Source organism: Barnesiella sp. B2-R-119 (genome assembly GCF_023656675.1).
Classification (GTDB): domain Bacteria; phylum Bacteroidota; class Bacteroidia; order Bacteroidales; family Barnesiellaceae; genus Barnesiella; species Barnesiella intestinihominis.
The window spans coordinates 373,081-388,499 of sequence record NZ_JAMOKL010000001.1 but is presented as its reverse complement, the minus strand read 5'-3'; the positions used below and the strand labels follow the sequence as shown (position 1 = coordinate 388,499).

9 protein-coding genes are annotated in these 15,419 nt (G+C 42.7%); all 9 read left to right on the top strand.

What is annotated here, in order from left to right:
• Positions 1-244 precede the first annotated feature (244 nt).
• The 9 genes from NBH06_RS01425 (at position 245) to NBH06_RS01385 (ending at position 15,403) form a co-directional block, all read left to right on the top strand.
• Positions 245-1,450 carry an ROK family transcriptional regulator gene (locus NBH06_RS01425; RefSeq protein WP_008860959.1) on the top strand — a complete coding sequence of 402 codons (1,206 nt, stop codon included), beginning with the start codon at positions 245-247 and terminating at the stop codon, positions 1,448-1,450.
• A 134-nt stretch (positions 1,451-1,584) separates the two neighbouring features.
• Positions 1,585-2,670 (top strand): DUF4434 domain-containing protein, encoded by a 1,086-nt coding sequence (locus NBH06_RS01420; protein ID WP_040295819.1) that lies wholly within the window; start codon positions 1,585-1,587, stop codon positions 2,668-2,670.
• Positions 2,671-2,672: 2 nt separating this feature from the next.
• Positions 2,673-4,076 carry a sugar porter family MFS transporter gene (locus NBH06_RS01415; protein ID WP_195492208.1) on the top strand — a complete coding sequence of 468 codons (1,404 nt, stop codon included), beginning with the start codon at positions 2,673-2,675 and terminating at the stop codon, positions 4,074-4,076.
• Between the two features lie 16 nt (positions 4,077-4,092).
• Complete coding sequence (locus NBH06_RS01410; RefSeq protein ID WP_021892059.1) at positions 4,093-5,256, top strand: n-acyl-d-glucosamine 2-epimerase; 1,164 nt, start codon at positions 4,093-4,095, stop codon at positions 5,254-5,256.
• 17 nt (positions 5,257-5,273) lie between these two features.
• Positions 5,274-8,330 carry a SusC/RagA family TonB-linked outer membrane protein gene (locus tag NBH06_RS01405; protein WP_250792429.1) on the top strand — a complete coding sequence of 1,019 codons (3,057 nt, stop codon included), beginning with the start codon at positions 5,274-5,276 and terminating at the stop codon, positions 8,328-8,330.
• 11 nt (positions 8,331-8,341) lie between these two features.
• On the top strand, positions 8,342-10,129 hold the full coding sequence (locus NBH06_RS01400) for a RagB/SusD family nutrient uptake outer membrane protein (RefSeq protein ID WP_250792427.1): 1,788 nt from the start codon (positions 8,342-8,344) through the stop codon (positions 10,127-10,129).
• Complete coding sequence (locus tag NBH06_RS01395; RefSeq protein ID WP_250792425.1) at positions 10,122-12,176, top strand: DUF6259 domain-containing protein; 2,055 nt, start codon at positions 10,122-10,124, stop codon at positions 12,174-12,176. Before NBH06_RS01400 ends, NBH06_RS01395 begins: the two co-directional genes overlap by 8 nt.
• Before the next feature lie 163 nt (positions 12,177-12,339).
• Positions 12,340-13,602: a hypothetical protein gene (locus NBH06_RS01390; RefSeq protein ID WP_250792422.1), complete on the top strand. Its 1,263-nt coding sequence runs from the start codon at positions 12,340-12,342 to the stop codon at positions 13,600-13,602.
• Positions 13,603-13,687: 85 nt separating this feature from the next.
• A complete protein-coding gene (locus tag NBH06_RS01385) occupies positions 13,688-15,403 on the top strand; it encodes a phosphodiester glycosidase family protein (RefSeq protein WP_250792420.1) in 1,716 nt (571 codons plus the stop codon).
• Positions 15,404-15,419 lie beyond the last annotated feature (16 nt).

The window sequence follows — 15,419 nt, the reverse complement described above, 5'->3', positions numbered from 1 at the left end:
GAGTAGATGTGTAGGATTACGGTTGGTTTCTGTCTGTTTGTAATCATAAAGGTGGTCGGTAATGAATTTGTCGATAAAAATATTAATAAATATATTTATTTAATTTCTCTGTTTTGAACAAATTTATTATTTTTACGGAAAGATAGCGCAAGCAGGAATAAAGATAAGTTTGACGGGAGTATTTCGATCGGGTTTGTTTTTTATTCCTATTTTATCAATGTAAGTCGAAAAAAGTAATCTCGTTATGCCTCATTTATTGTTGAAAGAGTTTGAGAAAGGGTCGAAAAATTCTCTTATAAAGAAGAGAATTATTACTCATTATATTCAGAATGGTTGTTCTACGATTACAGAGCTGTCCAAAGAATTGGATTTGAGTGTGCCTACTGTTACGAAATTTATCGATGAGATGTGCGGTAATGGCTACTTGAATGTCTATGGGAAGTTAGAAACGAATGGGGGAAGGCATCCCAATTTATATGGATTGAATCCAGAGTCGGGGTATTTTATCGGTGTAGATATTAAGCATTCCAGCTTGCATATCGGCGTTGTGAATTTCAGAGGCGACTTGATCGATAAGAAATTAGATGTGCCGTTTAAGAATGCCAATACCAAAGAGAGCTTGGATGCATTAGCTGGTATCATACAGAAGTTTATTAAAACTCTCTCGATTAATAGCGAGAAAATTTTGAATATAAATATCAATATATCGGGGCGGGTAAATCCTGCTTCGGGATATAGTTATAGTATTTTTAATTTCGAAGAGAGGCCTTTGGCGGAGGTTCTTCGGGAAAAGCTGGGGTATAATGTGACTATCGAGAACGATACTCGTGCCATGACCTATGGAGAGTACTTGCAAGGAAATGTGCATGGCGAGAAAAACATTATATTCGTGAATGTGAGCTGGGGACTGGGGATAGGCATTATTGTCGATGGCAGAATATATACGGGGAAATCGGGTTTCGCCGGTGAGTTCGGTCATGTCGTTAGTTACGATAATGAAGTATTGTGCCATTGTGGAAAAAAGGGCTGTCTCGAAACCGAGGCTTCCGGTTCGGCTTTAATTAGGAAATTGATGGAGCGGGAGGCGAACGGAGAAATATCTTTGTTGTCTTCCCGAATAAGAGAGAAGAATGCCCTTACATTAAAAGATGTGATTGCCGCAACGGAAAAAGACGATGTGATGTGCATCGATTTGATTGAAGACATAGGTAATAATTTGGGAAAACATATTGCCGGTTTGATTAATATCCTTAACCCGGAGTTAGTAATTATAGGAGGGGCTTTGTCTCTTACCGGGGATTATATTTTGCAACCGATTAAGACGGCGGTGCGAAAATATTCCCTCAATTTGGTCAATCGGGATACGACGATTGTGATTTCTAAACTTGGCGATAATGCCGGTTTGATAGGTTCTTGTCTAATATCGAGAAGTCGAATGTTCGAAGAATAAGTATATATAATAAAAATTTTTATTTATTCTGTGGTATATAAATAAAAATATACTATATTTGTAGGTGTAATAATTAAGTAATTAACATTTTAGCTTAACTATTGCATAAAACACAGTATATTTTTAGATATATCATGAATAACAGGAGAGATTTTCTTAAAAAAGTCGCACTTGCTGGAACCTCGGCGGTAATAGGTTCTCAAATAGAAGCATTGGGTAGTAATGGTGTGTCTTCGTCGTTTTCTGGAACCTCGGAGGGCGGTGGACTTATTGTCCCTAAATCTAATGGGTTGAAAATCACAGGGACGTTTCTCGACGAAATATCTCACGATATTCCACATCAGAATTGGGGTGAGAAAGAATGGGATCGGGACTTCCGGTATATGAAAGCCATCGGAATCGATACGGTCATACTTATTCGTTCGGGATATAAAAAATTTATTACTTATCCGTCTAAGTATTTGTTGAGCAAAGGTTGTTATATGCCGTCGGTCGATTTGGTCGATATGTTTCTTCGGCTGGCCGAGAAATATGGTATGAAATTTTGGTTCGGTTTGTACGATTCCGGTAAGTTTTGGGAAACCCGGGATATGACTTACGAGATCGAACATAATAAATATGTGATTGATGAGGTTTGGAAGAATTACGGGAAGTACAAAAGTTTCGGAGGCTGGTATATAAGCGGGGAAATCAGTCGCCAGACCAAAGGGGCAATCGATGCTTTCCGTGCTATGGGGAAACAATGCAAAGACGTTTCGGGAGGGTTGCCTACGTTCATATCGCCGTGGATCGACGGTAAAAAGGCGGTTCAGGCTTCGAGCGGGCGATTGACAAAGGCCGAATCTATTTCGGTGGAAACGCATGAACGGGAATGGAACGAGATTTTCGATGGAATACACGATGTGGTCGATGCTTGTGCATTTCAAGACGGGCATATCGATTATGACGAACTCGATGCGTTTTTTTCGGTCAATAAGAAACTCGCCGATAAATACGGCATGCAATGTTGGACGAATGCGGAGTCGTTCGATCGGGATATGCCTATTAAGTTTTTCCCGATTAAGTTCGATAAATTACGTTTGAAACTGGAAGCTGCGAAACGTGCCGGCTACGACAAAGCTATTACGTTTGAGTTTTCTCATTTTATGAGCCCTCAATCGGCCTATTTACAGGCTGGGCATCTTTATGATCGTTACCGGGAATATTTCGAAATAAAATGACCATGAAAAAATCATCGTATAATATCGGTTATATCTTGTTTCTGGCCGTTGTGGCTGCATGTGGAGGTTTCCTGTTCGGGTATGATACGGCGGTAATTTCCGGTACGATTAAACAGGTTACGACCTTGTTCGGGCTAAATGATATAGAACAGGGCTGGTATGTGGGGTGTGCTCTTGTAGGTTCTATCGCCGGGGTTGCCGTGGCTGGGACGATGAGCGATTGGATAGGTCGTCGGTTGACGATGATTTTCGCGTCGATTATGTTTTCGGTTTCGGCCATTGGCTGTGCATTGTGTGGAAGTTATCAATGGCTTGTTTTTTATCGTATTGTCGGTGGAATAGGAATCGGTATCGTTTCGATTGTTTCGCCGATGTATATCTCTGAAATAGCGGTAACCGAGTATCGGGGCCGGTTGGTTTCGCTGTATCAGCTGGCTATTACCGTCGGTTTTTTGGGAGCATACCTTATTAATTATTGGTTGTTGAGTGTCTCGGAGAGCACGAGATTCGATAGCGAGTTGATGAATTGGATATTTGTCGATGAAGTTTGGAGAGGGATGCTGGGTATGGAAACTTTGCCTGCACTCTTGTTTTTCATCATTTTGTTTATTATACCGGAGAGTCCGCGTTGGTTGTTGTTGCGAGGGAAGGTCGCCCGATCGGAGTCTATTTTCGGGAAGATTTATTCTCGGAAAGAACGGGCGAAGAAGCAGGTCGAGGAGTTGCAGGCTTATATAGCCAACGAGACGAAATCGGAATTCAAATATTTGTTCCAACCCGGAATTCTTACGGCTGTCGTTGCCGGATTATGTATTGCGATTTTGGGACAGTTTATGGGTGTAAATGCTGTTTTGTATTACGGGCCTACGATATTTGAAAATGCCGGACTGTCGGGAGGCGATTCCCTTTTCTATCAGGTTTTGATCGGTGTCGTGAATATGGGGACGACAATATTGGCATTACTCATCATCGATAAAATAGGGCGTAAGAAATTGGTGTACTATGGCGTCAGCGGAATGATTGTTTCGTTATTACTTATCGCTTTCTATTTCTCGTTCGGGGAATCGTTAGGCCTTTCGAGCATATTGATGCTGATTTTTTTCTTGTTGTATGTATTTTGTACGGCGGTTTCGATCAGTGCTGTTGTGTGGGTGTTGTTGTCCGAAATGTATCCGACGAAAGTGCGTGGTATAGCTATGTCCATTGCCGGATTTGCATTATGGGTAGGAACGTATTTGGTTAGCCAGCTTACTCCGTGGTTATTGGGTACGATAACTCCGGCCGGGACATTCTTGTTGTTTGCAGTCATGTGTGTGCCTTATATGCTGATTATGTGGCGCTATATACCCGAAACGGCGGGGAAATCTCTCGAAGAGATAGAAAAGTATTGGTTGTCGAGGAAATAGTTAAAATTTAGATATTATGGACTTTAAAGTGTTGGCAGAGCAATATAGATCGGAGCTTTTCGATTCTGTATTACCATTTTGGTTAAAGAACTCTCAAGATAAGGAGTATGGAGGTTATTTTTCCTGCCTCGATAGAGATGGTAGCGTTTACGATACAGATAAGTTCGTTTGGCTACAAGGGAGGGAAATATGGCTGTTTTCTATGCTTTACAATAAAGTAGAGAAGCGTCGCGAGTGGCTCGATTGTGCGATTCAAGGTGCAGAATTCTTGAAAAAGTATGGGCATGACGGGAATTACAATTGGTATTTTTCTCTCGATCGTCAGGGAAATCCTCTTGTAGAACCGTATAATATTTTCTCGTATACCTTTGCGGTCATGGCGTTCGGACAGCTGTATATCGCGACAGGTAACGAGGAGTATGCCGAAATAGCCAAGAAGACATTCGATATTATCTTGTCGAAAGCAGATAACCCCAAAGGTAAATGGAACAAGATTCATAAAGGGACTCGTGATTTGAAGAACTTCGCACTCCCAATGATTTTATGTAATCTGGCTCTTGAAATAGAACCCTTGCTCAGTACGGAGTGTCTGAGCAGAACGTTTGAAAATTGTATTCATGAGGTTATGGAGATTTTCCTCCGTCCAGAATTGGGAGGTTTGGTCGTGGAAAATGTTCTTGAAAACGGTGAGCTTTCCGATTGTTTCGAAGGGCGTCATATGAATCCCGGCCATTCGCTCGAAGCGATGTGGTTTATTATGGATTTAGGAAAACGGCTGAATAGGCCGGAGCTTATTATGAAAGCGAAAGATACGGCGTTGAAGATGGTAAACTACGGCTGGGATAAAGAGTATGGAGGCTTGTTCTATTTTATGGATATGAAAGGATATCCTCCGCAGGAGCTCGAATGGGACCAAAAACTGTGGTGGGTCCATATCGAAACGCTCATCGCTATGTTGAAGGGATATCAAATGACCGGCGATAGGGGCTGTTGGGAATGGTTCGAAAAAATCCATGATTATACATGGTCTCATTTTAAGGACAAGGAATATCCCGAATGGTTCGGTTATTTGAATCGCCGGGGAGAAGTGTTGCTCCCGTTGAAAGGGGGAAAGTGGAAAGGTTGCTTCCATGTACCGAGGGGGCTTTATCAGTGTTGGCAGATATTAGAGAGTATATAATAATTAACACATTTTTTATGAAAGCGTCTTATTCGAGTAAAAAAGGAGTTGCGAGAAATTTATTGTTTTTCTTGCTACTCTTCTTCATGCTGCCATCGATGGCGATAGCGCAATCGACGGTGAGAGGAATTGTTACCGATGATAACGGAGAACCGTTGCCGGGTGTAGCAGTTGTAAAGGACGGGACATCGCTTGCTGTTAGTACCGATATCGATGGCCGTTTTGCCATTAAAGCGAGCGAGGGTGATGTGCTGAAATTCTCGTATGTGGGAATGGAATCGAAGACTGTAAAGGTCGGTAAAGAAAATGAACTTAATGTAAAGTTATCTTCTTCTCTGACAGAGCTTGATGAAGTTGTCGTAGTGGGGTATGGTACACAGAAAAAAGTGAATTTGACCGGTGCGGTGCAAAGCGTATCGGGGCAGGACTTGATTCGAAAGAGTACCTCAAATTTATCGACAGCTTTGCAGGGAATTGTGCCGGGATTGTCGGCTGTACAATCGTCGGGTCAGCCGGGAGCCGATAACGCTTCTATCGAGATTAGAGGTATCGGTTCGCTCAATTCATCGACTTCTCCGTTGGTGCTAATCGATGGAGCAGAAGGCGATATGAATCGTATCGATATGAATACGGTAGAGTCTATTTCGATTTTGAAAGATGCGGCATCGGCTTCGATTTATGGTTCACGGGCGTCGAATGGTGTCATTTTGATTACGACCAAACGTGGAGCCGAGGGTAAGGTAAAAGTAAATTACAATGGTTATGCCGGGTTTTCGACACCGACCTACTTGCCCGAACCTGTAAGTGCAATCGAATATATGACTCAGATGGACAAGGCTTATGTCAATAATGGTCAGGATCCTGTGTATAAAGATATTATTGAGATATATAAAACTCAGGGAGCCGATAATTACAACTATTACGATACCGATTGGAAAGATTTGGTGTTGAAAGATTCGGGATTCCAGCAAAGTCATTCGGTGAGTGTGAGCGGTGGAACGAAGTTGTTGAATGTATTTGCCAATGCGGGGTATTATTATCAAAACGGTATAATTCCTAATAATAGTTTTTCGCGTGCTACATTACGTTTGAATACCGATATGCAGGTTCGGAAATGGTTGAAGGTCGGAGTCGATGCCCATATACGGCAAGCTACTGCTATACGTCCTTCTCAGGATTCTGCCTCAGGTATTATCGGGAGCATTCTTACCATGACTCCGATTACATCGGCATTGAACGATGATGGTACTTATGGTTACGGAAGAACCGGATATAATCCTTTGGCCATAGTGAACGATGGAGGTACTCGTAAAGATGTGGCTCCCGAAGTGACTTTCAGGGCTTTTGCCGAGCTTACTCCGTTGGAAGGTCTTTATTTGAAAGCCGACTATACTCGCCGTCAGGTGAATTCCGAGGGTGCTGTATTTATACGGCCTTACGATACTTATGAGGGAGGCCGTTTCATGATGACCTATCCTTCGACGAGCGATAATGGTACTCGACAAGAAGAACGTACGAAAACAGTGAATCAGCAGTTCATTGCTCAGGCTTCGTATGAGAAAACGATAGAACGTAATTATTTTAAGGTAATGGGCGTTTTCCAAGCAGAGAAACTTGATTATAATTATCTATTAGCCAGTCGTCAAAATTTCCAATACGATGGCTATGAAGATTTAATGCATGGCGATGCAACTACTGCCGGTAATTCCAGTAACCGATATGAGCTGGCGCAGTTGTCTTACGTTTATCGGGTAAATTATTCTTACGATAACCGGTATTTGATAGAATTAAACGGACGTTATGATGGAACTTCCCGTTTCCGCCCGGAGAGTAGGTGGGGATTCTTTCCTTCGGCTTCGGCCGGTTGGAGAATTTCGGAAGAGTCATTTTTCGAGCCTGCAAAGACTGTGGTGGACGATATGAAACTGAGGGTTTCGTATGGTACAATGGGTAACCAGTCTATCGGTAGCTATTATCCCTATGTGGCAGCCGTAAATAGTTTGTCGGGTACGGTCAATTATTGGTTCGATAAAAAACTGACGACCGGAATCGCTCAGGCTCAATTGGCTAACGAATTGATTACGTGGGAAAAGTCTAAACAGTTTGACGTGGGCTTGGACCTTACTTTATTCAAATCTCGTTTGTCTTTGACCGCCGATTATTATATTCGTAACATTAGCGGAATGCTTCAGCAATTCGATCTGCCTGATTTCGTAGGTATGAGCGCTCCGTGGCAGAATGCCGGTTCTATGCGCAATAACGGTTGGGAAGTTTCGATCGGTTGGCAAGACAAGATAGGCGATTTATCGTATTATGTGAAAGCGAATCTGTCTGATGTAAAGAATACGGTTACCAATCTTTACGGGAAAGAATATGATTCGTCGCCGACGATTACGCGAGAGGGAGAAGCACTTGGATCGTACTACGGTTATGTCGCCGACGGTTATTTCCAAAGTCAGGAAGAAATCGATATGGCCGATTGCGTGTATGGAGGGAACAAAGCGAATATCAAACCGGGTTATATACGTTATGTCGATGTAAATCACGATGGTGAGATTAACTCCAAAGACCGAGTTATCTTGGGTAATTCCACGCCTCGTTATGAGTATAGCTTTACGCTCGGCGGCCAATGGAAGGGAATCGATTTGTCTCTGTTTTTTCAGGGAGTCGGTAAACGTGATTTGTATTATTCCGGAGCTGGGGCAAGACCTTTGGTTCAAAACAGTACGATTTTCAAGAGCCAGCTCGATACGTGGAGCCCCGAAAACCCGGATGCGGAATATCCTCTTTTGTTAGTCGATGCAGGTTCTACAAATATGAATAATATTGTATCTTCATTTTGGATCAAGAGCGGAGCCTATTTGCGATTGAAAAATTTGACTGTGGGTTATACCTTGCCCAAGAAGTGGACGAACAGAGTGTCCATTGATAATTTGCGGCTCTATTTCACGGCTTCTAATTTGTTTACGATCAATAGTGGTTATAAAGGTTATGATCCCGAAACCGGTGTAACCAGCGGAGCTATGTATCCGGTGATGAAAACATTTAATTTCGGTATAAATCTTGATTTCTAAAAAATATGATTATGAAGACGATAAATAAGATAATAATCGCTCTGGCGGGGATTGCCTTCGTGGCATGTTCCGATTTTCTGGATACTCAATCTCCCTCTTATGACAGCGGTGGAATTTATGAGAGCGAAGCCGGATTGAAGGAGGGTGTCGTAGGTATTTACAATCTATTGTATATGGAGGGGACGTTTACGAACTCGTTGCATCGTCCTGCTGTCGTCACTATCGATAATTTTACGGGATTGAGTATGGAGAGAGCTCAGAATACGACCATTGGCGCAGGTTCGGGGTGTACTCCCGACAATAGTAGTATATTGGCGTATTGGTCTGGTTTGTATAAATTGGTTGCACGAGCTAATGCTGTAATTTATGGAGCCTCGGGAAATATTGAAAATATGAGCGATGAGGCTAAACGTTACTATGCCGAGGCGCGTGTATTGAGGGCTTATGCTTACTATAATTTGGTCGTTGCTTTCGGTGATGTTCCGTTTTTTACGAAACCGGCTACCACTGAGGATTATAATGCATCTCGCACTTCGAGACAAACAGTTATGGATTTTGTTATCGAAGAACTTGGATTGATTGCCGAAGAAATGCCCTGGACGGCAACAGAACGCGGCCGCGTGGATAGAGCTGTAGCTTATGGATTGCAAGCGAGAGCAGCTCTGTTTGCCGGCAGCCTTAATTTCGGTGGTAAAGCGATGGATTATTTTCGTACTGCCGCTAATGCCGCTAATCGAGTGATCGGACAACGTGATTTGGCTAAGAGCTTTGCCGATTTGTTTACCAAAGAAGGACAGACAAAATCCGATGTGCGTAATGAAATGTTATGGGAGTTGATGTATTCCGACCAAATGGCAAATAATACGAATAAATATCATTGGGTTGCATTGGGCAATGGTCCTCGTATGTTCGCTCAGACCGGACAACATCCGGGTAGTCTATTGGCCGATACGTATGAGTGCATCGACGGGCTCCGTATCGACGAGTCTCCATTGTATGACCCGAAAGCTCCGAATAAGAACCGAGACCCTCGTTTCGGTGCTACTTTGAAAATGCATGGCGATACGATCGACTATTATACGGCTTCGGGCACGAATAAATTTATAGTGGAAGCTTTTGCCAATCAGACTCAAATGTACAACGCGGCTTTAAAAAGATGGATGAAAACGAATAATCCCGATGTAAATGGAACGGCAGCATGGACGAGTTTCGTGTCCAATGGTTGCGGTTATTTATGGTACAAATATGTAGGTGGGCTTACCGAAGATTATTCGACGGTTACTTGTAACATTGCTATTATGCGATATGCCGAAATTCTGTTCACTTATGCCGAAGCAAAAATAGAATTGGGAGAACTCGACGATACGGTTTACGATGCGATTAATAAAGTGCGTCTTCGTGCCGGCATGCCAGAGGTTTCGTCCGATCGTAAAGGTAATATAGATAAAATGCGTCAGTTGGTACGTCGGGAAAGAAAGGTAGAATTGGCGATGGAAGGATTACATTTTGCTGATATGAGGCGTTGGCAAATTGGCGATTTGGAAAACGCTAAACCAAGTTATGGAGCGCCTTTGTCGACTGTGACGTATGCAGGTATGGAGGCAACCGATATTCCCAATTTCAAAACTAGCGACCGTCACGATTTGAATGATATCGCTTCGTATGATGCCTATTCGGATAAATTACACGTGAGGGATCAAAGTCGTTATTGGGACGATAAATTCTATTTGTGGCCGATCCCGCAATCAGAGAGAAATAAAGACCCGAATTTAACACAAAATCCAGGTTATAATGAATGATAAATGGTTCTTAGGAGCGAGAAGGGTATTTTTTGCCCTTTTCGCTTGTTGGGTAACTTTGCCGGCTTTTGCAACGCATAGAGCTTTGGTAGAGGAGACTGCTGATGCAGTGAAAGTTGGTAATGGCAGCGTGGAGTTGATAGTCCCGAAAGGAAAGGCTTTCAATATTCAATCGATGAAATTGAACGATGGAGAGGAAATGGTCGTTCCGTCGACGAATGCCATACCGTGGGTACTCACTTATAAAGGTATTCAAGGAGAAAATCCCATGTTGTTTCCCGAACATGGAGTCTATAAAGGTTATGAGGTGATACAAAACGATACCTCTGCTTCTGTCGTGTTCGTATGGGATATGCGTTTATCGTATGAGAAACGTATGTATCCTATTCGTATGAAAGTGACGGCTACCGATCATTCCGAACTGTTGTATTGGGATTTGACCGCCGATCTTCCTAAGGGTTGGGTTATTTCCAAAGCTCAATTCCCGCGTATAGCAGTAGTTCGCCCAAAAGACGGGAAGATGATTACTTCTGCCGGCTGGGGGAATGAATTTGATATGGCGACAGGAGGCGCCTATAAAGTAACTTATCCATCATGTACCGGCTCCATGCAACTGTTGTTGATGCATAACGGGGAGGGTTCTTTTTATTATGCGACCGAAGATCGTAATGCTTGCGGAAAGGAATTGCGGGCCGTGTGTGGAAGCAAGAGTGTTACTTTTGTGACGGAGGTGGTAACTTCCGAGGGGTGGACCGATGCCACGACCGGGCGTTTCGATTTGCCGTGGACTACTGTTGTCGGCTATAATCCAGACGGCTGGCAAGCTGCTGCACTGCAATGGTACAGGCCGTTTACATTTACATGTGAGTGGGGAAATAAATCATTGCAGTCTCGCAATATACCGCAGTGGTTGTTGGATAAAGATTTGTGGATACGTTCGAAAGGTGTTACCGATACCGTTATGGCGGCTATCAATAAGACGATCGACTTTTTCGGTGAAGGTATCGGTGTACATACTTACTATTGGCATAACTATCCTTATGATACACATTATCCCGATTATTTCCCGGCTAAACCGGAGTTTGAAGGAATGATTTCTACCATTCAAAAGCGGAAATGTCATGCCGTCCCTTATATAAACGGTCGATTGTGGGATCCCGCAGCCGATAGTTATACAGCTTTGAATGGAGCTTCTGCATCTTGCCGTAAGGCCGACGGTACGCTTTATACCGAAATTTATCCTACATCGAAAGTTTTGAATACAGTCACTTGTCCGGCTTCAAGTCTGTGGCACGAGATTATTATCGGGTTGGCCGATAAAATTCAAAACGAATTGCATACGAACGGGGTGTATATCGATCAGATTGCGGCTGCGGCTCCTCAGCCTTGTTTTGCGAAGAATCACGGACATGCCGCAGGAGGCGGAGATTTTTGGTATAAATCGTATAAAACTTTAATCGATTCGATTCGGGGCAATCATTTGAGAAAGGATAAAATTGTGTTCTCCGAAGAAAATTCGGAATGCTATATTCCTTTGTTCGATATGTTGTTGACAGTGAATACTCCCCATGCCAATTGTCGTATCGTGCCGTTGTTTCCTACGGTCTATTCCGATCGGGTGATAACTTGCGCCTACACTTATACTCCTACTGCCGACGTGACAAAAGGCGAGTTCCGTTATCAGAACATGCAATGTTTCCTGTACGGTTCTCAACTCGGTTGGGTAGACCCGACTCTATTGATGCGTGACGAGGCGAAGACAGAGGCTACTTTCCTGCGCACTTTGATGGAATTACGAAAGAAACAGCACGATATCTTTATCGAGGGACGATATATCAGAGAGTTTGTTCCCGGTGGTGACAATCCGCAGATCGATGTTCCCACTTTCGGAAAGAACCATGTAGTGATGGGTTCTGAGTGGCAGTCGAAGGGCGGGCAACATGTCTGGTATGTCGTAAATATGGATACACTGGCTCATGAAGTTATTTTACCATCTGGAAAATCCTTGAAAATGAAACCTTTATCGGGGAAAAGAATAAATCTCTGATAAAAAATACTATATAACCAAATTTTTTATACAAAAAAATTTGGTTATATAAATATTAGTCTATATATTTGAAATGTTAATAAATTTATTTATTAAATAAGTGATATATATCAAATAAATTAAATAAGTGAAAAACATATTATTAACTTAAATTGATCTAGAAATGAAGAAACAATTACTTTTAAGTGCAGTTGCATTATTCTCTGTTGTGGGAGTCTCTGCACAGTTAGCAACAATTACACAAGAATGGAAAACGCCAGTGGGTGATGCTACAAACATGCGTCAAGGAACGTATGCGAACGGTAAGTTTTATATTCAGAATAAAAATGATGGTACTGTCGATGTATGGACTAAAGACGGAAAAGAATCTACATTGACTTCCACGCAAGGTAGTATGGGTATTTGTGCCGATGATGCCGGTAATATCATCGTGCAGAATGAGAGTGGAACTTTCGGGACTCAGACGGGAGATTCTCGTCCTATCCGTATTTATCCTGCGGCAGGAGGAGAGGCTGTCGATATAACCTTGATATTGCCTTCTATGAGTGTAACCTGCGGACGTAGCGATTTTTTCGGAAAAGCTTCGGGTAACGTATTGAGCGAAGAAGGAGGTACATTCTATTTGTTGTGTGCGAATAGTCCGTATGTTTATATTCTGCCGATCAAGAATGGTGCACAAGATGTGGACAATATGAATGCAGTCGATGTGTCGGTCGCTTTTGAGAATAGCAATGACGGAACGTTAAAGGGTACAGCCTCTACTCAGACGATTGCTTATGAATATGATGGTGATATCATTATTCATGAACGTAAGTGTGGTGTGAAAAGAATGCATATCGAAGAAGACGGAAATGCTACCAAAGTGAAAGATTATACGATTGTTCCTTTGAAAGAAGAAACGGAAAGTATGACATGTTTTCCTACCGATATGGTTGGAAGCTGTTTCTTTACGATAGGAGATGAAGATTATCTGGTATATAGTCAGCGTTATTATTCGACAGAGGTTGCTTATGAGTCGGGCTTTGCTGTTTTACGTTTGAGCGACGAAGAGAAAGTGGCCGAAATGAAAAGTCAAGGAATGAATATTTTGGCCAATCCGGCGTTCGGACAGTGGTTTGCCGCAGTACCTGTTTCCGATACACAAGCCGAGATTTATCATTATTTCCCGGCCGCAGGAGCCAATAATGCGTTTATTTCGAAATATATATTCGATTTAGCTTCTTCGTCAGTAGAAGGTGTAGAGACTACCACGGCTAAGGTAGTTGCCAACCACGGAGAGATCAATGTAATCGGTAATGCCAATAGCGTGGAAGTTTACAACGTGGGAGGTATATTGATTAGCAAAGATGAAATGAATGTCAAATGTAATGCGGGTATCTATCTTGTAAAGGTAGATGGAAAAGTCTCCAAAGTGATTGTTCGTTAATTTAACAATCGATAAGTCAAAAAGGAGACACTTCATGAAGCGTCTCCTTTTTAATTCCGTTTCATAAACCAATAAATAAAAAACGATGAAAAGGCTGATTTCCTGTGTCTTTGCACTATTATATGTCATGACTGGTTTTGCATCCGGCACGTGGATATTACATGGAAAAGAGTATCGAGTAGATACATTGTATCATGCCTATATCGGTCCGGGCACGACTCAGACTTCTATAAAATTGGCTGGTCCTGTCAATCTGCGTGTGTTTTATACAACGACCGATTTGAAAAATGAAAATGTCGATGTGCGGGCTATCAAACATAAGGACACGCTCACGGGGCTTGGTACGGTATCGAATGCAGCGGAATCGCACAGTACGAGCAACCGTTCTTATTTTGCCGGGATCAACGCCGACTTTTTTTCGAGTTCTATGCCGTGCGGAATCACCGTAGTCGACGGTGAAGTGTATTGTAGTGATCAGGCCAGTGGTTGGTCCTTGTTTGGAATAGATGCCAACAAAATTCCTTACTCGGGAGGAGGCGATTTTTATGTAAAACTTACAGCTCCCGATTATAGTACGGCGGAGCTTAGTGCTATGAATTTGGAACGAGAGACGAATGGTTTGGTTTTGTATTCTTCGAGAAAAGGAGCGAATACAGGAACCGATAGTAATGGTTCGGAGGTCGTTTTGGTTCCCGATGGTGAAGGAAATTTTTTGACACCGGGTGCAACTGTGAGAATGAGAGTTCAGGGGAACCCGAGCCATGCGGGTTCTATGCCTATTCCCGATAATGGTTATATTCTTTCGGGTAGTGGTACGAAAGAATCTTTTGTAAGTAATTTAAGTGAGGGCGATGTGGTCGAAGTTCGTTGTGCGATTCGTTTTAATGGATTTACCGGAGGTAAAATACAACAGGCATTAGGTGGTTGCCCTATGCTTGTTTCGGGAGGTAAGGTTCTCGATACGGAAAATGCACTCGATCATTTGACTTCGGCTCAACCTCGTACTGCCGTAGGGTATAATGCTGAAAAGAATAAGCTGGTGATGCTCGTAGCCGATGGCCGAAGCTCTATATCGGTGGGACCTATTTCAAAAGTTTTAGCCGATATTATGATTTATGCGGGCTGTTCCGAGGCTATGAATTTCGATGGGGGTGGTTCGTCGACATTCTATGTAAAAGGCGAGGGAGTCATTAACCAACCTAGTGACGGTTCGGAACGTTCGGTGACCGATGGATTGTATTTGTCTACCGATGCTCCTCAGAATGATGTGACGATAACGACTATCCGCTTTATGGATTACGCCAAGACTTTGAATCAGGGAGATGCATATACTCCGGTTATTTATGGTTATAATCAGTATGGAGTATTGGTCGATAGAAATGTAGAAGGTGTTACTTTGTCGTGTGGTTCGAGTTTGGGTACAATAACGAATGATGGAACGACATTGAATGCTTCGGGTAGCGGTACTCACATGTTGACTGCTGGTTATGGAAATTTGACTACTACATTGTCTGTGACGGTGATTGGAGAAAGCGGAATTTCTTCGGTCGATAACTCGCAAGCATTAATGATTTATCCCAATCCGGTAGAGCAGGGTACGGCGGTTTCGGTAGATTTGCAGGAGGTTTCCGACGCTTTGTTGTCTGTGTGTCGGAGTGATGGCGTATTGGTAAGTCGTATTGCGGTAAATGCAGGAGAAAAAAGTGTGAGCTTTGATACTTCCGAATGGGATAGAGGTATGTATATCTTGAATGTTATCCAAGATAAAAATGTGAAGTCTCTGAAATTGATAGTAAAATAACGAATAGTTTTTGTGT

Coding starts and splice junctions, on each gene's coding strand:
- NBH06_RS01425 (WP_008860959.1), top strand. CDS start 245: ATGCCTCATTTATTGTTGAAAGAGTTTGAGAAAGGGTCGAAAAATTCT.
- NBH06_RS01420 (WP_040295819.1), top strand. CDS start 1,585: ATGAATAACAGGAGAGATTTTCTTAAAAAAGTCGCACTTGCTGGAACC.
- NBH06_RS01415 (WP_195492208.1), top strand. CDS start 2,673: ATGAAAAAATCATCGTATAATATCGGTTATATCTTGTTTCTGGCCGTT.
- NBH06_RS01410 (WP_021892059.1), top strand. CDS start 4,093: ATGGACTTTAAAGTGTTGGCAGAGCAATATAGATCGGAGCTTTTCGAT.
- NBH06_RS01405 (WP_250792429.1), top strand. CDS start 5,274: ATGAAAGCGTCTTATTCGAGTAAAAAAGGAGTTGCGAGAAATTTATTG.
- NBH06_RS01400 (WP_250792427.1), top strand. CDS start 8,342: ATGAAGACGATAAATAAGATAATAATCGCTCTGGCGGGGATTGCCTTC.
- NBH06_RS01395 (WP_250792425.1), top strand. CDS start 10,122: ATGAATGATAAATGGTTCTTAGGAGCGAGAAGGGTATTTTTTGCCCTT.
- NBH06_RS01390 (WP_250792422.1), top strand. CDS start 12,340: ATGAAGAAACAATTACTTTTAAGTGCAGTTGCATTATTCTCTGTTGTG.
- NBH06_RS01385 (WP_250792420.1), top strand. CDS start 13,688: ATGAAAAGGCTGATTTCCTGTGTCTTTGCACTATTATATGTCATGACT.